Source organism: Waltera acetigignens (assembly GCF_025567015.1).
GTDB classification, from domain to species: domain Bacteria; phylum Bacillota; class Clostridia; order Lachnospirales; family Lachnospiraceae; genus Acetatifactor; species Acetatifactor acetigignens.
In genome coordinates, this window is sequence record NZ_JAOQJO010000011.1 from 92,860 (window position 1) to 112,693 (window position 19,834).

Annotated in this window: 27 protein-coding genes and 2 pseudogenes; 26 read left to right on the forward strand and 3 right to left on the reverse strand. The window is 50.0% G+C overall.

Annotated features, from left to right (window positions below; all coding sequences use genetic code 11):
• Positions 1–65: 65 nt before the first annotated feature.
• The 8 genes from OCV96_RS11450 to mobQ all read left to right on the forward strand — a co-directional run bounded on the left by OCV96_RS11450 (position 66) and on the right by mobQ (position 6,319).
• Positions 66–941 carry an ABC transporter ATP-binding protein gene (locus tag OCV96_RS11450; RefSeq protein WP_262594582.1) on the forward strand — a complete coding sequence of 292 codons (876 nt, stop codon included), beginning with the start codon at positions 66–68 and terminating at the stop codon, positions 939–941.
• Entirely contained in the window at positions 938–2,014 is a 1,077-nt protein-coding gene (locus OCV96_RS11455) for an ABC transporter permease subunit (protein ID WP_262594583.1), read from the forward strand. The genes OCV96_RS11450 and OCV96_RS11455 overlap by 4 nt, the downstream gene beginning before the upstream one ends.
• A 458-nt stretch (positions 2,015–2,472) precedes the next feature.
• The gene (locus OCV96_RS11460; RefSeq protein WP_262594584.1) at positions 2,473–2,886 is read left to right on the forward strand and encodes an RNA polymerase sigma factor; all 414 of its coding nucleotides are present in this window, start codon (positions 2,473–2,475) and stop codon (positions 2,884–2,886) included.
• Between the two features lie 103 nt (positions 2,887–2,989).
• Complete coding sequence (locus OCV96_RS11465) at positions 2,990–3,442, forward strand: RNA polymerase subunit sigma-24 (protein WP_262594585.1); 453 nt, start codon at positions 2,990–2,992, stop codon at positions 3,440–3,442.
• A gap of 10 nt (positions 3,443–3,452) precedes the next feature.
• The gene (locus tag OCV96_RS11470; RefSeq protein ID WP_148320090.1) at positions 3,453–3,914 is read left to right on the forward strand and encodes an RNA polymerase sigma factor; all 462 of its coding nucleotides are present in this window, start codon (positions 3,453–3,455) and stop codon (positions 3,912–3,914) included.
• Positions 3,911–4,450: an RNA polymerase sigma factor gene (locus tag OCV96_RS11475; RefSeq protein ID WP_148320091.1), complete on the forward strand. Its 540-nt coding sequence runs from the start codon at positions 3,911–3,913 to the stop codon at positions 4,448–4,450. The genes OCV96_RS11470 and OCV96_RS11475 overlap by 4 nt, the downstream gene beginning before the upstream one ends.
• Entirely contained in the window at positions 4,390–4,686 is a 297-nt protein-coding gene (locus tag OCV96_RS11480) for a DUF3847 domain-containing protein (RefSeq protein WP_087268200.1), read from the forward strand. Before OCV96_RS11475 ends, OCV96_RS11480 begins: the two co-directional genes overlap by 61 nt.
• Positions 4,687–4,873: 187 nt before the next feature.
• Positions 4,874–6,319, forward strand: a complete 1,446-nt coding sequence (mobQ, locus tag OCV96_RS11485) for a MobQ family relaxase (protein WP_262594588.1) — start codon at positions 4,874–4,876, stop codon at positions 6,317–6,319.
• 107 nt (positions 6,320–6,426) lie between these two features.
• Here the strand turns inward: mobQ and OCV96_RS11490 are convergent, their stop codons facing one another.
• Together OCV96_RS11490 and OCV96_RS11495 are read right to left on the reverse strand one after the other, a co-directional pair.
• Complete coding sequence (locus tag OCV96_RS11490; RefSeq protein WP_002596328.1) at positions 6,427–6,717, reverse strand: type II toxin-antitoxin system YafQ family toxin; 291 nt, start codon at positions 6,715–6,717, stop codon at positions 6,427–6,429.
• Positions 6,714–6,992: a type II toxin-antitoxin system RelB/DinJ family antitoxin gene (locus OCV96_RS11495; protein ID WP_262594593.1), complete on the reverse strand. Its 279-nt coding sequence runs from the start codon at positions 6,990–6,992 to the stop codon at positions 6,714–6,716. Before OCV96_RS11495 ends, OCV96_RS11490 begins: the two co-directional genes overlap by 4 nt.
• A 126-nt stretch (positions 6,993–7,118) precedes the next feature.
• Here OCV96_RS11495 and OCV96_RS11500 point away from each other — a divergent pair, with 126 nt between their 5' ends.
• From OCV96_RS11500 to OCV96_RS11535, 8 genes and pseudogenes are all read left to right on the forward strand, one after another.
• A complete protein-coding gene (locus OCV96_RS11500; RefSeq protein ID WP_262594594.1) occupies positions 7,119–7,517 on the forward strand; it encodes a cysteine-rich VLP domain-containing protein in 399 nt (132 codons plus the stop codon).
• A 113-nt stretch (positions 7,518–7,630) separates the two neighbouring features.
• Complete coding sequence (locus tag OCV96_RS11505) at positions 7,631–8,380, forward strand: phage replisome organizer N-terminal domain-containing protein (protein ID WP_262594595.1); 750 nt, start codon at positions 7,631–7,633, stop codon at positions 8,378–8,380.
• Complete coding sequence (locus OCV96_RS11510; protein WP_055214747.1) at positions 8,377–9,240, forward strand: ATP-binding protein; 864 nt, start codon at positions 8,377–8,379, stop codon at positions 9,238–9,240. The genes OCV96_RS11505 and OCV96_RS11510 overlap by 4 nt, the downstream gene beginning before the upstream one ends.
• A gap of 64 nt (positions 9,241–9,304) precedes the next feature.
• A complete protein-coding gene (locus tag OCV96_RS11515) occupies positions 9,305–9,478 on the forward strand; it encodes a transposon-encoded TnpW family protein (protein WP_005924807.1) in 174 nt (57 codons plus the stop codon).
• A 77-nt stretch (positions 9,479–9,555) separates the two neighbouring features.
• On the forward strand, positions 9,556–9,921 hold the full coding sequence (locus OCV96_RS11520) for a hypothetical protein (protein ID WP_055214749.1): 366 nt from the start codon (positions 9,556–9,558) through the stop codon (positions 9,919–9,921).
• An 85-nt stretch (positions 9,922–10,006) separates the two neighbouring features.
• Positions 10,007–10,840 (forward strand): annotated as a pseudogene (locus OCV96_RS11525) (VirD4-like conjugal transfer protein, CD1115 family); the annotation flags it as partial.
• 124 nt (positions 10,841–10,964) lie between these two features.
• Positions 10,965–11,105, forward strand: a complete 141-nt coding sequence (locus OCV96_RS11530; RefSeq protein WP_002594237.1) for a Maff2 family mobile element protein — start codon at positions 10,965–10,967, stop codon at positions 11,103–11,105.
• Between the two features lie 119 nt (positions 11,106–11,224).
• Entirely contained in the window at positions 11,225–12,076 is an 852-nt protein-coding gene (locus OCV96_RS11535) for a CPBP family intramembrane glutamic endopeptidase (protein WP_055307242.1), read from the forward strand.
• A 145-nt stretch (positions 12,077–12,221) separates the two neighbouring features.
• On the opposite strand, the gene OCV96_RS11540 is transcribed toward OCV96_RS11535, so the two are convergent.
• The gene (locus tag OCV96_RS11540) at positions 12,222–12,458 is read right to left on the reverse strand and encodes a hypothetical protein (protein WP_055307241.1); all 237 of its coding nucleotides are present in this window, start codon (positions 12,456–12,458) and stop codon (positions 12,222–12,224) included.
• A gap of 57 nt (positions 12,459–12,515) precedes the next feature.
• On the opposite strand from OCV96_RS11540, the gene OCV96_RS11545 reads away from it, so the two are divergent.
• From OCV96_RS11545 to OCV96_RS11590, 10 genes and pseudogenes are all read left to right on the forward strand, one after another.
• A complete protein-coding gene (locus OCV96_RS11545) occupies positions 12,516–12,893 on the forward strand; it encodes a hypothetical protein (RefSeq protein WP_055307240.1) in 378 nt (125 codons plus the stop codon).
• A complete protein-coding gene (locus OCV96_RS11550; RefSeq protein ID WP_009255338.1) occupies positions 12,880–13,275 on the forward strand; it encodes a plasmid mobilization protein in 396 nt (131 codons plus the stop codon). The genes OCV96_RS11545 and OCV96_RS11550 overlap by 14 nt, the downstream gene beginning before the upstream one ends.
• Entirely contained in the window at positions 13,247–14,869 is a 1,623-nt protein-coding gene (locus OCV96_RS11555) for a relaxase/mobilization nuclease domain-containing protein (protein WP_044983951.1), read from the forward strand. Before OCV96_RS11550 ends, OCV96_RS11555 begins: the two co-directional genes overlap by 29 nt.
• A 188-nt stretch (positions 14,870–15,057) precedes the next feature.
• Positions 15,058–15,264 (forward strand): hypothetical protein, encoded by a 207-nt coding sequence (locus OCV96_RS11560; protein WP_009255336.1) that lies wholly within the window; start codon positions 15,058–15,060, stop codon positions 15,262–15,264.
• Positions 15,254–16,000 carry a phage replisome organizer N-terminal domain-containing protein gene (locus tag OCV96_RS11565; RefSeq protein ID WP_009255335.1) on the forward strand — a complete coding sequence of 249 codons (747 nt, stop codon included), beginning with the start codon at positions 15,254–15,256 and terminating at the stop codon, positions 15,998–16,000. The genes OCV96_RS11560 and OCV96_RS11565 overlap by 11 nt, the downstream gene beginning before the upstream one ends.
• On the forward strand, positions 15,997–16,839 hold the full coding sequence (locus tag OCV96_RS11570; protein ID WP_009255334.1) for an ATP-binding protein: 843 nt from the start codon (positions 15,997–15,999) through the stop codon (positions 16,837–16,839). The genes OCV96_RS11565 and OCV96_RS11570 overlap by 4 nt, the downstream gene beginning before the upstream one ends.
• Positions 16,840–16,885: 46 nt before the next feature.
• Positions 16,886–17,047 carry a transposon-encoded TnpW family protein gene (locus OCV96_RS11575; RefSeq protein ID WP_286161366.1) on the forward strand — a complete coding sequence of 54 codons (162 nt, stop codon included), beginning with the start codon at positions 16,886–16,888 and terminating at the stop codon, positions 17,045–17,047.
• A gap of 110 nt (positions 17,048–17,157) precedes the next feature.
• Complete coding sequence (locus tag OCV96_RS11580) at positions 17,158–18,771, forward strand: recombinase family protein (RefSeq protein ID WP_009255332.1); 1,614 nt, start codon at positions 17,158–17,160, stop codon at positions 18,769–18,771.
• 98 nt (positions 18,772–18,869) lie between these two features.
• Positions 18,870–18,953: pseudogene (locus OCV96_RS11585) on the forward strand (Maff2 family mobile element protein); the annotation flags it as partial.
• Positions 18,954–18,956: 3 nt separating this feature from the next.
• On the forward strand, positions 18,957–19,829 hold the full coding sequence (locus OCV96_RS11590) for a VirB6/TrbL-like conjugal transfer protein, CD1112 family (RefSeq protein WP_055264206.1): 873 nt from the start codon (positions 18,957–18,959) through the stop codon (positions 19,827–19,829).
• The last annotated feature ends 5 nt before the right edge of the window (positions 19,830–19,834 follow it).

Below are 19,834 nucleotides of genomic sequence, written 5' to 3' on the forward strand. Positions count from 1 at the left end.
CTATACTCTCCATGAAAACACATGGAGAGTATTTTATTGCTCCCTATGGAGAAAGGAGCTTTGTTATGGAATTAAAAATAGTTGGACTGACAAAAAAGTTTGGTTCCAAAACCGCCGTAGACAATTTGAATATTACCCTGACCAATGGTGTCTACGGCTTGCTGGGCGCAAATGGCGCAGGAAAAACAACGCTTATGCGTCTGCTCTGCAATATCCAAAATCCTACTTCCGGGAAAATTCTGCTGAACGGGAAAAACATTGTTGGGCTGGGTGAACGCTATCGCAATCTTTTGGGCTACTTACCCCAGCACTTCGGATATTACCCGGATTTTTCAGCGTTTGACTTTCTACTCTATGTTTCTGCCCTAAAAGGCTTGGACGAGAAGGCAGCGCGGAAGAAGTCAAAAGAACTGCTGGAAGCGGTAGACTTATCGAGGGAAAGTAAGCACAAAATCAAAACTTTTTCGGGAGGAATGAAACAGCGTTTAGGGATTGCACAAGCCATGCTCAATGATCCCCGCATTTTGATTTTAGACGAGCCGACGGCGGGGCTTGACCCGAAAGAGCGCGTCCGTTTCCGCAATTTGATTAGTGCCTTTTCCAAAGACCGCATTGTAATCCTGTCTACGCATATTGTTTCCGATGTGGAGTTTATCGCGGAGGAAATCATTATGATGAAGTCCGGGCAAATCATTCATTTTGGAAATCCGCAGGAGATCACTTCTGAAATCGACGGTCAAGTATGGGAATGTACAGTTCCGACTGCCTATGCGGAAAAATACGCGGCTGCCTACAATACAAGTAATCTGCGGAACATCAGCGAAAACCAGACGATCTTACGGATTATTGGAGATCGTCCGCCTATGGAAAATGCGGTAAGGGTGCAGCCTACTTTGGAAGATTTGTACCTGTTCTATTTCAAAGGGGGTTGTGAAGAATGAAAAAACTAATTCTTTTTGAACTGCGGAAAGTATTTTCAAAGCGTTTATCTTTGATTGCTCTGGTCGGAATACTTCTGTTTTCCGTCTTGATTTCCTTTTCTACCTATCAAAACAAATATGCTTTTGACGGTGTAAATGCGGAAGGTTCAGGTAAAACGGCAGTAGAAATCGACAAGGGAATTGCCGCGAAATATGAAGGAATCCTGACAGACGAAAAAGTGCAGCAAATGATGTCTGATTTTGCACCGACATCAGATTTACATGGATTGAGTGCAATCTATGTTTATCAAAACGCCATGCAATCGGCAGCCTTTTCACGGTTTTCTGATAAAGAGGGAAATTGGAACGGATTAAGTGTTTCTGATGTATTTGGCAATGAAGAAATCAAAATTGGCTATGTGGACGGTTGGCTTTCCACCAGCCGAAACATGGTGCGGGTTTTTGTCGCGCTTGCTCTTGCGGTTATCATCATGCTTGCTCCGATTTTCTCCGGCGAGTATGAAGGTGTTGATAATATCATATTGACAAGCAAGTACGGTAAAACCAAATGCGCTACTGCAAAGGTGATTGCAGGTATTATCACCGCCATTCTCACTACCACGCTGGTTGCAGCAATTAACCTGCTTCTTGCTTTTGTTTTTTATGGAACAGAAGGGTTGGATTGCAGTATTCTATTTGCCCCCAGTGATTATGTGGAAGCGTTTATCCCTTTTAATATCACCTGCGGTACGCTGCTCAAATATCAAATTCTGCTGGCATTTACCTGTACGCTTAGCGTTACGGGAATTACACTGTTCCTATCTGCAATCAGTAAAAATCAGATTGTAGCTTTGGTTGCGGCGATGGCAATTTTTCTTTTTCCCGTTTTGCTGCCGATCACCGAAGTAAATCCATTGTTCCGATTGGTTGGACTTCTTCCGATCTATCATGTACTGGCCATTTCGCTCCTGTCGGTGGAACAAATGAGTAACGGGATGCTGTATGCGATATGGGCAATCCCGGCAGCACTGCTCTTTTTGGGAGTTGGTGCAGGTATCTCTCGCCGTGTATTTGCAAAGCACCAAGTTTCATAAATCTGGAATAATCTGCCGGACGACGGCAAAAGAAAAAAAGCCGTCGTACAGCAGACAATCACCATGCCCTAAACACACTTACGGCGGCTTTGACAAAATCAAGGCCGCCGTTCCTTATGCCCTCAACAAAGGAGTGACGCCTATACGCCAACACGGCGGCTTTAGGAGGGAGCCGCCATGAAGCACACTGACCGCCGACAAATTCAGACGATATTTGAACTATCGTCAAAAAAAGCCCGGCCACCGAACAGGCTCCGTCTGGCGGCCAGTGCGAAAATTGTCACAATGTAACTGAATACCGTATTTTTTGCGCTCGAATGGCTTCATGCTGTCCGGGCGTTTTTTCATACCTATGGGGCCGGAACATCGGGCCAACATGGCCCGAACCTTGCCCCCGGTGTCGTTCCCCGCCGCCCCGTTCAGATTTTCCCGCAAAAATCTGAACGGAGGAAAGGCCGATGGAAGTCACCATCAATTACAACGGACAAGCTGTGGCCGTGGAGGTCACGCTGGAAGTCTATGAATTTCTTGACCGGGCCGACCACAAAGCCGAGAACCTGTCCCATGAGCAGCGGCGGCATTGGGATGGCCGGAAGTTTGACGAATACATAGTTGCCACCGAGGGCGTGGGTATCTACGGCGAAACGCCGGAGGAATACCTTTGCCGCATGGAAACGCTGGACGAGCTGATGGCCGTCCTGGACACCTGCACCGAGGCCCAGCGCCGCCGGTTCCTGCTCTATGCCCTGGACGGTTTGAGCTATGCGGAGATCGGAACGATTTGCGGCTGCTCAAAGTATTCTGTCCGGGACTCCATTATCGCGGTTAGAAAAATTTTCAAAGATTTTTTTGAAAACAGACCCCACGAATGACCCCTTTTCGGGCTACCAAGTGAAAGGGATTGTTTCCCTTATCCCAGCGGGAGGCGGACAGCGGACAAGCTGCCCGCCTCTCCCATTTTCAGGAGGTAAGCCTATGAAAACAATCAATCTGCGGTGGATTTATCCCCACTACCGGCATGACGAGTTTGTGGAGGTCAGCGATGAAGTTTGGGAGGTCATGCGGCAGGCCCAGCGCGAGATGAACAACTATGAGCGCCGGAAGGTCTACCACCGCGCCTGGTACTCTCTGGACGCATATAGCTGGGCGGAGAACTACGCGCTGGAACACGGCAGATCGCCGGAGGAAATCCTTTTGGAGCGCGAGGAACGGGCCGCCCGCCTGCGGCTGATTGCCACCTTGCCGGAGGCCCTGTCCCATGCCACTCCCACCCAGGCCCGCCGCATCCGGGACTACTACATCGCCGGTATCAACCAGCCGAAAATTGCCCGGATGGAGGGCGTACACAGCAGCAAGGTCAGCGTTGCCATCCGGCGGGGCCTGCGGAATATGCGCCGCTGCTATGACGGCCTTTTCCCATCAGAGTGAGGGCGGGCCTATGCAGACCATCAACCTCAAACAGTATTATCCGTTCTGCACCGAGGATACCTTTGTGGAGGTGTCGGATGAAATCGTTGAAGCGTTCCTGCTGGACAAGCGGGCCGAGGCTGCCAGGGAGCGCAAGATGTACCGCTACAAGGCCCACTACTCCCTTGACTGTGACGATGGGATTGAAAAAGCCGCCATCGGCTGGGCGCAGCCATCGCCGGAGGACTACATCGTACAGAAAGAGGAACAGGCCGAACACGCCGAACTGCTCCGGCGGCTCTATGAGGCCATTTCCTCTCTGCCCCCAACGCAGGCCCGCCGCGTCCATGCCCGATATATGCTGGGGATGAAAGTAAAGGACATTGCCGCGATGGAGGGCATTACCCCATCCCAGGCTGGGAAGTCCATCCATGCGGCGCTCCGGCGGATGCGCCGGTACTTCATACGCCGGAAATGGACAAGCGGCCTATGAAAACCATCAACCTGAAAAAATACTACTACCCGATTTGCAAGAAAGACACCTTTGTGGAAGTGCCGGACGAGGTTGCAGACACCATTGTGGAGGAAAGCCGCGCAGAGAACGCCAATGACGCAAAGCAGCACTATCACTGTTACTCTCTGGACGCTTCACCCGGCATAGAACACCATTTCCCGGAACAAGTCATCTCCCCGGAAGATATTCTGATGGAGAAAGAAACGGAACGGGAACAGGAGGCCGCCCGCGCCCTGATGATGGAACGGCTCCAGGAGGCTCTTGCCACCCTGACACCCCGGCAGGCAAGCTGCCTTCATGCCCGGTTTTGGGAGGGCAAGCCCTTTAAGGAGATTGCCGAGGCCGAAGGCTTCATGACATCAGCGGCCATTGTCACGGTTCGCAACGCCATTATCAAGTTACAGAAATATTATATCAAGCGCGGCTGGATGGAGCCGCCAAAGGAGAAAACGATATGCACAAAGACAACACCGCCCAAGCGAAATCGAAAAAGGACGAGCGCGAAGAAGTCCTGAAGGAAATCCGGCAGCTTGAGAACCGCCAGAAGATTTTGGAGAACAAGCAGCGCAATGAGGAACGCAAGGCCCGCACCCGCCGCCTGATTGAGCGCGGGGCCATTTTGGAGGGCATTTTTCCTCTGGCCCCCGGCCTTCCCGGCGTAGAGGTCAAGGCGTTCCTGATTGCCCTGTCCCATCTTCCGGGGGCGGCGGAACTGGCCGCAAAACTGCCGAAATCCGGGGACAAGCCGTAAATCCCTTGTTTACAAGGGCGCACTTATACACCGTTGCCGGTGCTGTGCGCCCTGCCGGGGGCGTTGCGTACTTCGTCCGCGATGGGAAGCTACGCTCCCCAAACCCCTTGTGCGCTCTGCGCAGCCAAACACCCGCTTTGCGTTTGTCCGGCTCCACAGAGCCTGTTATCCCCCTCACTGAAAGGAGGTGTTCCCCATAGATTTCTGTCATATCCCCGTCAGTATCATCAAGCGCAGCGCAGGCCGTTCTGCCGTTGCCGCAGCTGCTTACCGCAGCGGAACCAAGCTGACAAATGAATGGGACGGAATGACCCACGACTACACCCGGAAAGGCGGCATTGTTCATGCGGAGATCATGCTGCCTGCCCACGCCCCGCCGGAATTTGCAGACCGTTCTATCCTCTGGAACAGCGTGGAGCAAATCGAGAAAGCAAGGGACAGCCAGCTTGCCCGTGAGATCGAGGCAGCCCTGCCCCGTGAACTGTCCGGCGAACAACAGCTTGCCCTTGTGCGTGCCTATGTGAAGGACAACTTTGTAGACAAAGGAATGTGTGCCGACTTTGCTATCCATGACAAGGGAACCGGCAATCCTCATGTCCATATCATGCTGACACTCCGGCCTTTGAAAGAAAATGGACAGTGGGGCGCAAAGTGCCGCAAGGCATACGATCTGGACGAGAATGGACAGCGTATCCCGGATGGGAAAGGCGGCTGGAAAAATCATCGGGAGGATACGACTGACTGGAACGATAAAGGAAATGTGGAGATTTGGCGGGCAGCGTGGGCAGCCTACACCAACCGGGCGCTGGAATCTGCCGATAGACCGGAGCGCATTGACCACCGCAGCTACAAGCGGCAGGGCATTGATAAAATTCCCTCTGTCCATCTGGGGCCAGCTGCCAGCCAAATGGAAAAGCGCGGTATCCGCACCGACAAGGGAGAAGTAAACCGGCAGATTGCCGCTGACAACAAGCTGCTGAAAGAAATCAAAGCCCGCATTACCCGTCTTTATCTCTGGTCGAAAGACGAAGCGGAAAAACCACAAACACAGCAAAGCAGCTTGACCGCCTTGTGGGAGGCCCAGCAGCAGTTGAACGCTCCCCACACCCGCACCGGCAAAATCCGGGCCTTGCAGGAAAGTGCTGCACTATTCAGCTTTTTGCAGGCAAACGGCATCCAGTCTATGCAGCAGCTTCATGAAAAAATCGCTGATATGAACAGCCGTTACTATGACCTGCGGGGAAAGATCGTCAAGGCCGAGCGCCGGATCGCCACCCTTACCGAACGAGGGGAGATGTGGGAACAGTACAACCAGTACAAGTCCATCCACAAACAGCTTGCCAAAGTAAAGCCGGAAAAGCGGGAACAGATTGAGCAGCGCCACAGCCGGGAACTGATCCTGTATGACGCAGCAGTCCGGTATCTGAAAGACTTGAAAGACAGCGGCGAGGGAATCACCCCGAAGGCATGGCAGCGGGAAATCGACCAGCTGGCCGCCGGAAAGCAGACGGACACGCTTGCCATGAAATCCATGCGGGAGGATTTGAAAGCAGTGGAACGGCTCCGCAAAACCGCCGAGCAGCTGTCCCAGCAGGAACGGAACAAGTCTCACGACCGGGAGCCGGAGCGGTAAAGGATACTGCATTTTGGCGTACCCCTGTCAAGTGTGTCGCGTTTCACGACATACCTTTGCATACAGAAAAACCGCCGTACAGGTTTCCCCATACGGCGGCAGACTGTTTATTTGCCGAACAAATCGCTGTGTGTGCCGGTGCGGGCCAGCGTCAGCACCAGAACATCATCCTCTATGCGGTAGACAAGCAGCCAGTCTGGGAGAATATGACATTCCCGATGACCTGCCCAATCGCCGGACAGGTCATGGTCGCGGTTCTTATCCGGCAGCGGTTCGCCCATTGCCAGCAATGCTACGACCTGCTCCAGCAGCTCGATCTTCAAGCCACGCTTGATGGCTCGTTTGTAGTCTTTTTTGAAACTGGTCGTGTACTTGACGGTATATTTGGTTTCTTTCATCTTTTCAGGTCAGCAAACAACTCGTCAAGGTCATTATAGCCCTTTACAGACGGGTCTTTTGCAATCCTTTCCGCTTCCAGCATGGCAGCAACCGTTTCTTTGTTCGGCTGTTCCAGCCTTACCTCAAAGGGAATACCGCCTTCACGAAGCGACTGGCGCACAAAGATGTTAAACGCCGTAGTCAGGTTCATGCCAAGTTCCATAAACAGTGCGTCCGCCTGCGCTTTCAAATCTGCGTCCATGCGGATACTGATGTTTGTGGTATTTCCAGCCATACGATCAACCCCTTTCTGCTGGCAATTATAGTATATGCCATTTGCACGAAGAAAACAATACTTTGCACGAATATTTAACAATAAATTCATTCAAGGAGGTTAGCTGCACTATGAAAGAAATCATTTATGAAGAACAACAAGACTGAACCTATCCCCGTCATGGATTACCGCCAGTACCGCAGAGCGCGGAGGCTGGTGCATGAGTGCTGTAACTACATCGACGGAAACTGTATCTCCCTGGACGATGGGGAGGAATGTGTCTGTGTCCAGTCTATTTCCTACTCCCTGTTGTGCAGGTGGTTTCGGGCGGCGGTATTACCACAGGATAAGGAACTGGAAACGGCGCTGTTCCACCGGCTGAATGCTAAGAAATGCTCCGTATGTAGGGCGCTGTTTACCCCCGGTTCCAACCGGGCCAAATACTGCCCGGAATGTGCCGCACGCATGAAGCGGATCAACGCCGCAAAGCGCAAGCGGAAACAACGGGAGAAATGTCACGCTTTAGGGGCTGAAAAACCCTTGTAAATCAAGGCTTTTTTCGAGGGTGTCAAAGGCAGGCTGATAGATTTATCCTCCGACCCCTAAAACGGCCTTAAAATGCGTACAGAATCCCAAGAGAAACCCCAAGGAGGAACCCTATGTCAGACAACCGAAAATATTATTACCTGAAACTCAAAGAAAACTATTTTGATGATGATTCCATCGTGCTGCTGGAAAGTATGCAGGACGGTGTGCTGTATTCCAACATTCTGCTCAAGCTGTATCTGAAATCGCTGAAACATGGCGGGCGGCTCCAGCTTGACGAGGGCATCCCTTACACGGCGCAGATGATTGCCACCATTACCCGCCAGCAGATCGGCACTGTGGAGAGAGCCTTGCAGATCTTTTTGAAGCTGGGTCTTGTGGAAGTGCTGGACAGCGGCACATTCTACATGAGCAACATCGAACTTTTAATCGGCCAGTCCTCTACCGAAGCCGAGCGAAAGCGGGCTGCGAGGCTCCAAAACAAGGCTCTTTCTGCGCTTCGGACAAGTGGCGGACATTTGTCCGACATTCGTCCACCAGAGATAGAGATAGAGTTAGAGAAAGAGATAGAGATAAAGAGAGAGATAGAGAAGGTACGCCCTGAAACGGGGCACCTTTCCCACACTTATGGCCATTACCAGAATGTTTTCCTGACGGATGAAGAACTGGCAGACTTGCAGGCCAGCTTTCCTGCTGTATGGGAACAGTACATCGAAAAACTGTCCGAGTACATGGCTTCTACCGGCAAGCGTTATCAGAGCCATGCAGCGACCATCCGGCGCTGGGCCGGTGAGGACGCGAAGAAAGCAGCCCCGCCCTCTCGCAACCGGGATTACAGCGTAAAGGAGGATGAAACCGTATGATTGAGATTACCGCAGAAATCCGGGCGCTGATTGACAAGGCAGCCGCCGGTGTGGAACTGGCTGAGGACGAGTATATAGACCTGTCAGACGGTCTCATCCACTGTAAGAAATGCGGCGGCCAGAGGCAGACTGTTGTGCCATGCTTCGGGAAATCCGGCTACTTTATGCCGCGCTGCATCTGCCAGTGCCAGCGGGAGGCTGAGGAGCAGCGCAAGGCTGCTGAAGAACGGCAGCGCCGCATGGAGCGTATCAAACGCCGAAAGGCCCAGGGCCTGCAAGACCGCTATCTGTACGACTACACCTTTGCCAACGACAACGGCCAAAATCCCCTGATGGACAAGGCCCGCGCCTATGTGGAGAACTGGAAGGAGGCATACAGGAACAACACCGGCCTGCTGCTGTTCGGGGATGTGGGAACCGGCAAGTCCTTTTTCGCCGGATGTATTGCCAATGCTTTACTTGACCAGGATGTGCCTGTGCTGATGACGAACTTCCCCACCATTCTGAACCGCCTGACCGGGATGTTTTCCGAGGACAAGGCCGACTTTATCGCCAGCTTTGACGAGTACGACCTGCTTATCATTGACGATTTGGGTGTGGAGCGCAGTACCGAGTATGCGATGGAGCAGATGTTTTTTGTCATTGACAGCCGCTACCGCAGCTGCAGACCCATGATTATCACAACAAACTTGAAACTGTCCGAGTTGAAAAACCCGCCTGATCTGGCCCACGCCCGCATCTATGACCGTATTCTGGAACGGTGTGCGCCGATTCTTTTTGACGGGAAGAATTTCCGGGAAGAAAATGCCAGTGCTACCCGACAGACAGCAAAAGACATTGTAAACAGTAAGCAAGACTGATTTTTTACCGGGCGGCACAGACCCGTTCGGAGAAAGGAGCGCCATGAACAGAGAACCCCGTACTATGCAGGTGGCAGACGCCGCTACTGCGTCCAGAGCGCCGGAAAACACGCCAGCGATGGTAAAGAAAATCGGTAAGACAACCTACAAGGTTCATGTCCATTTCAGCAATACCAGCACAGAAACCATGAGCGATAAAATCAAGCGTATGCTCAAAAATGAAATTCAGCAGATGTGACAGACTGATAAACGAAGCCGCCTTGTGCTAAACTGATGATGGTACGCACCAGAATTTTTGTCAAGGAGGACACGAAAATGCTTTACACAGAAAAAGAGAAGCATGAAATTGAACGAGTAAAGGAGGTCTTTGCGGAACATCTGCGGCAAAGCCCTGATTTTGAACTGCTCTGGTCGGACAAGGTAGGCTATGTCTGGCTGGCGATTGGCGTAAATCCACTTTATGTGGATACTGGCATCAGGATAGAATCAGCCGCCGATCTCTGCTTCAAGTGTTTGGATGATGTTGCTATGGATGTTTTGTATATGACGGGCAACGATCATGCACCGGAAGCAGCCGACCCGCTGGAATTAGCCGAAATCAAGCGGCGCTGGGAGCCATATATCAACCAGCTGCCAGACTATGCGTATCTCTGCAAAGACCTGCTGAACGGAAAAATGTAATCTATCAAACGAGGTGTCAGGAGCCATACGGTGCTTCTGACACCTTTTTTGTGGATTTTTGTGAATTTGATTAAAAAGTCCTTGACAATTTGTCTCTGGAAAAACAGCAAAATCAATTCTGATTAGCTGTGGTGCGAGGTTGGCACCATTTGATATTAAGGAGCTGCGTGACCTGACTTCTTATGATGAACTGGAGCTTGATACGTTGGGAGAGAAAAAGACAGCATTGTTTGTCATTATCTCGGATACCGATGCAACATTCAATTTCATTGTAAGTATCATGTATTCGCAGTTATTCAATCTGCTTTGTGACAAGGCAGATGATGTATATAATGGGAGACTGCCGATTCACGTCCGGTGTTTACTGGACGAGTTTGCGAACATTGGGCAGATTCCGCAGTTTGAGAAGCTGATTGCTACCATTCGTAGCCGGGAAATATCAGCTTCTATTATTTTGCAGTCAAAGTCACAGCTAAAGGCTCTGTACCGGGACAACGCTTCCACGATTGAAGGAAACTGCGACACTACCCTGTTTCTGGGAGGAAAAGAGAAAGATACTCTGAAAGACTTGGCAGAAATCCTTGGAAAAGAAACAATTGACCTTTATAATACCTCGGATACGAGAGGTACGAGCCAGTCCTACGGTCTGAATTATCAAAAGACCGGAAAGGAGTTAATGAGTCAGGACGAGATTGCGGTTATGGATGGCAGCAAGTGTATCATGCAGCTTAGAGGTGTGAGACCATTTTTCTCAGATAAATTTGATATAACGAAGCATAAGCAGTACCCGCTGTTATCCGATTATGACAAAAAGAATGAATTTGACATTGAAAAATACGTCAAGAACCGCAACAGACTCCGCTTTAAGAGGAATGATGTGGTGGATGAGGTATGCGATGTCGGAGAAATCACAGCTTAACTTCTGGACATTGTGACCAGAAGTTGTTTTACAACTGAATATGGAACTTATGATATGGGAGCTTTTCTAAAAATTATAATTCAGAGAAGCTCCCTTTTTATTTTTTGAAAAAGGAGACAAACAAATGGGCTTTTTTACAACATCAGTAACAGGACTTAAAACAGTAGTAACCGCAATCGGTGCAGGTGTCGGCGTATGGGGAGTTATCAATCTTCTGGAAGGATATGGTAACGATAATCCCGGTGCAAATGCTCATGTGCGATAAAGTAACACACAAGAAATTGATAGACAGCAACTTGCTATTCCGTAAAATTAGTAGAAATTTATTGTCGAAAATGATACAATATAACAGCAAAAAGATATTTTTTTGAGGAGGAACCATCATTGAATCAAACACAATATAATTTTTCGACATCGAAAACACTTGTAAATATCCTTGTTTACTTTCTGTTATTTTTGGCAGGAGATTTATTTAGCAGTATTTCTTTTGATTTGCTTTTTTCGTTTGTGGAACTTCCGAGCAATGCACTATATGTAATTCTAAGAATGTTGGGGGCTTTATTACTAACCGCTTTCCTTTTTTGGCTTTATACAACAAAAGGACTCCACTTGAAAATGAAAGATTTTGGTATTACACCGAACATAAAAAAATGGGGTGTTCTAATATCTGTTTTTCTTCCAGTATTCGTTACAGCTATTTTTGCAATGATTGGTAAATTTGAAGTCAACTCTTTTTCGGCGGGTGAAATATGTTTAATTATAATAGCTTCCATGCTTATAGCACTAAAGTCGGGAATAACAGAGGAAATGTTGTTTCGTGGGTATATTATGAAATTATTGGAGAGTAGATGGAATAAATATATAGCAATTTTAATTCCATCGTTTCTTTTCAGTTTAGTACACATTCCCTCAATGGAAACCTTTACTGTTAGCGGTGTTCTGCTTTTAATCATTAGCGGTACAGTAGTAGGAATCATGTTTTCTCTTGTTTCCTACAAAGGAAAATCCATAAGTAATAGTGCCTTATTACACGCCGCATGGAACTTTATTATGATAACAGATATTCTCCATATTACGACAGCGCAAGGAACTTATGGAAGTCCGATTTTTTCGATAATAATATCTTCAGATAATGTTTTCCTTACAGGAGCAGGGTTTGGAATAGAAGCATCTATAATCGCAATTATTGGATATATTCTTGTTTGTGGGTTTGTGCTGATTCCGAAGAAAAAGTAAAGACTATTCAATTCAATAATTGATAGCAAATCCAGCCGAGCCAGTCAACGGCAAGTAAATGGGCTTCGCCCACCGTTGACAGCCCCGCCTGTCTTTGCAAATGTGCAGTCAAGAGGACGATAGCCCAAAGTGCTACCGCCCTCTTTTATTTACAACTGAATAACCGCCGCCCCGCAGCGGCACACGAAGCAGTAAATCCGAAAAAGATTTGCTGCTTTTTTTGAGCCCATTTTTGGCAAATTTCCAAAAGTTCCGTATTAGACAGTGAAGCCCCAAAAGGCTGCCATTTTTTCATACAGCGGGCAAAACGCAGCTTCCGAAACGCCTTATTGTCGGGAAAGACCGAGCCGCCGAAAAAGTCCTTGCCGGAAAGTCCGTCCATTCTGCTCTTTTATGGTTTGTAGGGAGTAAGGGGGAGAATGCCAGCCCGCCGCCTTTTATGAAAAAAGCTGGTTATAGATTTCCCGAAAAAGTGGCAGTAGCAAGTGAGGGCAATCCAACAGCTCTTTATGAAAAAAGCTGGTTGCGATTTCTCAAAAAAGTGGCAGTAGCAAGTGAACGGCAGTCCGGCAGTTTCTTAGAGCAAGATTCTACCGCAGTACCAAATTTCGCTTATCGCTCATTTTGTCCTTGCGGGAATCTTGTTGGGGAGTGCCTTCCCCAAACCCTGCTTATGCGGCTTACGCCGCTTGAAAAATTCCCGCAAATTCTTTTCGGATTATTTCAAAAACAGTTCCGCTACACACCCCGTTTTTCTCCTATTAGTGAGAGGACACCACGCACAGAAAGGAGGTCAACCACCTATGAAACGATATAACATGCCCCACCGCAGCAGGGTAGTCAAGACCCGGCTGACCGATGAAGAATACGCCGACTTTACCGCCCGGCTTGCCCCTTATGGTATGAGCCAGTCCGAATTTATCCGGCAAGCCATTACACGGGCAACCATACGCCCCATTGTTACCGTTTCCCCGGTCAATGATGAATTGCTTGCCGCTGTCGGGAAGCTGACCGCCGAATACGGCAGGATCGGCGGCAACCTCAATCAGATTGCCCGGTATCTGAACGAATACGGCGTACCGTATAACGCCCTGTCCGGCGAAGTCCGAGCCGCCATTTCCGACCTTGCAGCCTTGAAGTTTGAAGTCTTGCAGAAAGTGGGTGAAGCTGTTGGCAACATTCAAACATATCAGCTCTAAAAATGCCGACTACGGAGCAGCGGAAGCCTACCTCACTTTTGAGCATGACGAGTTTACCATGAAACCCACCCTTGATGAAAACGGGCGGCTTGTTCCCCGTGAGGGCTACCGCCTTGCCACGCTGAACTGCGGCGAAGAAGATTTTGCTGTTGCCTGTCTGCGCTCCAATCTCCGCTATGGCAAGAACCAAAAACGGGAAGATGTGAAATCCCACCACTATATCATCAGCTTTGACCCACGGGACGGAACGGACAACGGTCTGACCGTTGATAAGGCGCAGTCGCTGGGCGAGGAATTTTGCAACGAGCATTTCCCCGGACACCAAGCCATTGTCTGCACCCACCCGGACGGGCACAATCACTCTGGCAACATTCATGTGCATATCGTCATAAACAGCTTGCGGATTGAAGCCGTCCCGCTTCTGCCCTACATGGACAGACCAGCGGACACGAAGGACGGCTGCAAGCACCGCTGCACAGACGCAGCTATGGAATATTTCAAGTCCGAAGTCATGGAGATGTGCCACCGGGAAAATCTGTATCAGATTGACCTTTTGCATGGCAGCAAGAACCGAGTGACCGAGCGTGAATACTGGGCGCAGAAGAAAGGGCAGCTTGCCCTTGATAAAGAGAACGCCGCCAGAGAAGCCACCGGACAGCCGACCAAGCCCACCAAGTTTGAAACGGACAAGGCGAAGCTGCGCCGGACGATACGGCAGGCACTTTCCCAAGCTGGCAGCTTTGACGAGTTTGCTTCCCTGCTTTTGCGGGAGGGCGTAACTGTCAAGGAGAGCCGGGGGCGGCTTTCCTACCTCACGCCGGACAGGACAAAGCCTATCACAGCCCGGAAGCTGGGGGACGATTTTGACAAGGCTGCTGTCCTTGCCCTGCTCACGCAGAACGCCCACAGAGCCGCCGAACAGACCACAGCCATACCCGAATACCCCCACACCCAAAAGGAACGCTTGCGAGAGGAAAAAACCGCAAAAACCGCCCCGGCAGACAACACCTTGCAGCGCATGGTTGACCGGGAAGCCAAGCGAGCTGAGGGCAAGGGCGTGGGCTATGACCGTTGGGCTTCCCTGCACAACCTCAAACAGATGGCGGCTACCCACAACTTCCTCATGGAGAACGAACTGCTTGACCTTGACAAGCTGGACGCAGCCGTGGAGAGCAGCCGGAAAGCTCTTTCCGAAGCAAGGGAAAGTCTGCGGGGCATTGAGCAGAGCATTTCCGACAAGAAAAGTCTGCGAAAGGTTGTCAACGATTACCGCCGCACCCGCCCCACCATTGACGCTCATAAAAAGCTGTCCGGCAGAAAAGCGGAGAACTACCGCCAGTCCCACGAAGCGGAATTTATCATCTATGAAGCTGCCCTGCGCCAGCTAAAGGTGCTTGCACCGGGAAAGAAGCTGCCCGCCACTTCCAAGCTGAATACGGAGATTGAAGCCCTCATTTCCGAGAAAAACGCAGCTTACAACACCTACCGCACCGCAAAAGCCGAGTATGAGCAGCTTGCCACCGCCAAACGGAACGCAGAGCAGATACTACACGGCACACCGAGCCGACAGAAAAAGCATGAACAGGAGCGTTAAAAACCGCCCCGAAATGATACCGAAACCATACAAAAGGCAGGGGGGTATGCCATACCCTATCCGCAATACCCCTGACCTTTCCAACGGGGCTTACAGGGCAGATTTTTCCCGAAAATGGCACCGGGAACATACAGATTTTGCCCCTGTCCCCTCATACCCGACCAAACCGAAGAAAGGAGCGTTTTTTCATGCCGAGAATGAGCAAGAAGCGGCGGCTGGAATGGGCGTTCTTCCTCAATGAGCGAAACCGCATTACTTTCAATGCCCTTTGCCGGGGCTGTACCCATGACTGCAAGCAGAGTTTTAGGGCTATCGTGGTACTCTGCCCCCGGTATTATTCAAAGAGATGGAAAGCCCGCCCCACAGATAAGGAGAACCAAGATTATGTCAGATAACCGCAAATATTATTACCTCAAACTGAAAGAAAGCTATTTTGACGATGACGCTATCGTGCTGCTGGAAAGTATGCAGGACGGTATGCTGTATTCCAATATCCTCTTGAAGCTGTACTTAAAATCGCTGAAATACGGCGGCACTTTGCAGCTTGACGAAAATATCCCCTACACCGCCCAAATGATAGCCACCATTACCCGCCAGCAGGTCGGCACAGTCGAGAGGGCTTTGCAAATCTTTATGAAACTGGGGCTTGTTGAACCGCTGGACAACGGGGCTTTGTATATGAGCAATATCGAGCTTTTCATCGGTCAGTCCTCTACCGAGGGGGAGCGTAAGCGCAGGGCAAGAATGAAGATTTCAGAGCAAAAACGGCTTAGTGGACAAGTGTCCGAAGCAAAAGCGGACATTTGTCCACCAGAGATAGAGATAAAGAAAGAGATAGATATAGAGATAGAAAAAGAGAGAGAGTTAAAACCGGGACGAGCCGCCCCCGCAGCTTACGGCAGATATAAAAATGTGATTTTGACAGATACAGAGCTTTCTGAACTGAAAGCAGAACTGCCCGACAAATGGGAGTATTACATTGACCGGCTATCCGGCTATATCGCTTCTACCGGGAGGAAATACAAGAACCATGCCGCCACTATCCGCAGATGGGCGGCTGACGATACCGCTAAAGCTGCCCCGAAAAAGGGCATACCCGATTACAGCTACAAGGAGGGAGAAAGTCTATGAAACCAGCTTTTGAAGATATGAGTTTACAGATACCAGCAGCCACCGCCGAGCCGGAGGACTACACAGGTGAGGACGGTCTACTCTACTGCGGCAAGTGCCGGACACCGAAAGAAGCCTATTTTCCGGCTGATAAGGTTGCCCTGTTCGGGCGTGACCGACACCCGGCAGAGTGTGACTGCCAGCGGGCGCAGCGCATGGAGCGTGAAGCCGCCGAACAGCAGAGAAAGCACCGGGACAAGGTAGAAGAACTGAAACGCCTGGGCTTTACCGACCCGGCTATGCGGGAATGGACTTTTGCCAATGACAACGGCAGAAACCCGCAGATGAAAACCGCCCGTTTCTATGTGGAGCATTGGGAGGACATGAAAGCCGGGAACATCGGCTATCTGCTCTGGGGCAGCGTCGGCACAGGCAAAAGCTACCTTGCCGGGTGCATTGCAAACGCCCTCATGGAGCAGGAAATCTCCGTAAAAATGACGAACTTCGCCGCTGTCCTCAATGACCTTGCCGCCACCTTTGAGGGCAGGAACGAATATATTTCCAAGCTCTGCCGCTATCCGCTGCTTATTCTTGATGATTTTGGAATGGAGCGTGGAACAGAGTACGGCTTAGAGCAGGTCTACAATGTGATTGACAGTCGTTACCGAAGCGAAAAGCCGCTGATCGTCACGACCAATCTAAGCCTTGACGAGCTGAACAATCCCCCGGACACAGCCCACAAGCGGATTTATGACCGGGTAACAGAGATGTGTACCCCTGTCTGCTGCTCCGGCGTGAATTTCCGCAGGGAAAAGGCACAGGAGAAAATGGAACGGCTGAAAAAGCTGATGAACGATTGAAAGGAGTTTGCCTATGACCGATAAAAAAGAGCATATCAAACACAGCATGAAAAGCACCGCACCCGCCGACTGCGTGACGGAAATCCGCATAGGGAACTCTGTTCTTGTGGTGTCCGGCTTTTTCAAGCAGAGTGCCACGGAAACCGCAGCCGACAAAATGGCTAAGGTGCTGGAAGCGGAAGCTGCTACACAAAAATCGGCAATATGACGGGCGGTAAAGAAGCATTTTTCACATTTTGCCGCTATACACGCCGCCCCGCCATGTGGTACAATCGAAGTACGGAATAGTGGGGCTGGCTGTCAGAAACGGAGGAAACCATGTTAAGACAGACAACCCAAAACCTTATTACCGCCCTTTATCCGAGATTATCCCATGAAGATGAATTGCAGGGGGAGAGCAACTCTATATCCAACCAAAAGCGCATTTTAGAAACCTACGCCAAGCAGAACGGCTTTACCAATCTCTGCTGGTACACGGACGATGGTTATAGTGGTGCGAACTTCCAAAGACCCGGGTTTCAAGCCATGCTTGCAGACATTGAAGCCGGAAAAGTCGGCACAGTCATAGTCAAGGATATGTCACGTTTAGGGCGAAATTATCTCCAAGTGGGAATGTACACAGAAATGCTTTTCCCACAGAAAGGCGTCCGCTTTATCGCTATCAATGACGGAGTGGACAGCGCAATGGGCGACAACGATTTTACCCCGCTGCGTAATCTTTTCAACGAATGGATGGTGAGAGATACGAGCAAAAAAATCAAGGCAGTTAAGAAAGCAAAAGGTCTAAGCGGAAAGCCTGTTACCAGCAAGCCCGTGTACGGCTACCTCATGGACGATGACGAGAATTTCATCATTGACGAGGAAGCCGCCCCGGTAGTCAAGCAGATTTACCAGCTTTGCCTTGCCGGAAACGGGCCTACCAAGATAGCCCGTATGCTGACCGAGCAGCAAATCCCCACGCCGGGGACGCTGGAATACCAGCGCACAGGCAGCACACGCCGCTACCACCCCGGCTATGAATGTAAGTGGGCGACCAATACTGTTGTTCATCTTCTGGAAAACCGGGAGTACACAGGCTGTCTTGTGAACTTCAAGACGGAAAAACCGTCCTACAAGATGAAGCACAGCATAGACAATCCCATTGAGAAACAGGCGATTTTCGAGAACCACCATGAGCCAATCATCGACTTGCAGACATGGGAACGGGTGCAGGAGTTACGCAAGCAGCGCAAACGCCCCAACCGCTACGATGATGTGGGCTTGTTCTCCGGCTTGCTGTTCTGCGCCGACTGCGGTCATGTGATGTACCAGCAGCGGTATCAGACCGACAAGAGAAAGCAGGATTGCTACATCTGCGGCAGCTATAAGAAGCGCACCGCCGACTGTACGGCGCACTTCATTCGCACCGACCTTTTGACGGCGGGTGTGCTGGACAATCTGCGGAAAGTGACCGCCTATGCACAGAAGCACGAAGCCCGGTTCGTGAAGCTGCTTATCCAGCAGAATGAAATGGGCGGCAAGCGGAAGCTGGCGGCGGCAGCCAAGCAGCTTGAACAGGTGCAGAGCCGCATTGCAGAACTTTCCCGCTACATCAAGCGTCTGTATGAGGACAATGTAAACGGGAAAATCAGTGATGAGCGTTTCATGGAAATGTCCGCAGACTACGAAGCCGAGCAGCGGGAACTGAAAGACAGAGCCGCCGCTTTGCAGGGCGAGCTGGACAAGGCACAGGAAGCCACGGTAAACGCTGAAAAGTTTATGAGCGTTGTCCGCAAGTACCTTTCTATCGAAGAACTGACACACACTCTTTTGCGTGAAATGGTGGAGAAAATCGTTGTTTATGAATGTGAGTATGACGAGAACGAAGTACGCCGCCAGCGCATTGATATTTATTACAGCTTTGTAGGCAAGATTGACTTGCCCGAAGAATAAAGCCCGACCTATCCGACACCCTGCGCAAGTGCCGGATAGGAACGGCAAAATTTTTTACACTTCTATTACTTCTTTATCACACATAAGCAAAATCACAGGGCATCAAACAGCTTATGAGTGGCGGTGGTATCATCATTGTGGCACAGACGGTAATTCCACAGCTTACCACTCTGTTCTCATAATTCATGGGCGGGATCATTGATAAGATTACTGAATTCATAAAGGAACTGTTGCAGGGATGGGTGCTGACAAACTTTGAAACCATGTTTACCGATGTCAATGACAAGGTAGGCACGATTGCAGGGGAGGTCAGCAAAACTCCCAGCACTTGGAACTCCGGTATTTTTGACATGATAAAAACCCTGTCCGATAACGTGATGATTCCCATAGCGGGAATGATCATCAGTTTTGTACTCGTCTATGAGCTTATTTCCATGGTTATTGACAAGAATAATCTGCATGACTTCAATACAGCCATTTTTATCCGCTTTTTTATGAAAGCGTGTATTGCTGTCATGCTTCTTAGCAAGACTTTTGACATTGTAATGGCGGTATTTGATGTGGGAAGCCACATCGTCAATTCCGCAGCGGCAGCAATCAGCGGGGAAACCAGTATTGATGTTTCAAGTACGCTGCAGACGATGTTCAATGAGCAGTTTTCGGAGATGAGCATAGGCGAGCTGTTAGGACTGGGGATGGAGACCATGATCGTCAGTTTATGTATGAAAATCATGTCAGTCCTTATCACCGTCATTCTTTATGGGCGAATGATTGAAATATATCTTTATGTATCAGTAGCACCTGTTCCCTGTGCAACCGTAACCAACCGGGAATGGGGAACGATAGGAACTAATTATTTTAAGGGACTTTGTGCATTGGCATTTCAGGGCTTTTTTATGATGGTGTGCGTCGCAATCTATGCGGTGCTGGTGGCAGGTGTGGCAGTAGCCGACAACCTGCATACGGCACTCTGGTCGGTGGCAGCATATACTGTGATTTTATGTTTTTCCCTGTTTAAGACAGGTTCGCTGTCAAAATCTATCTGGAATGCGCACTAAGGGAG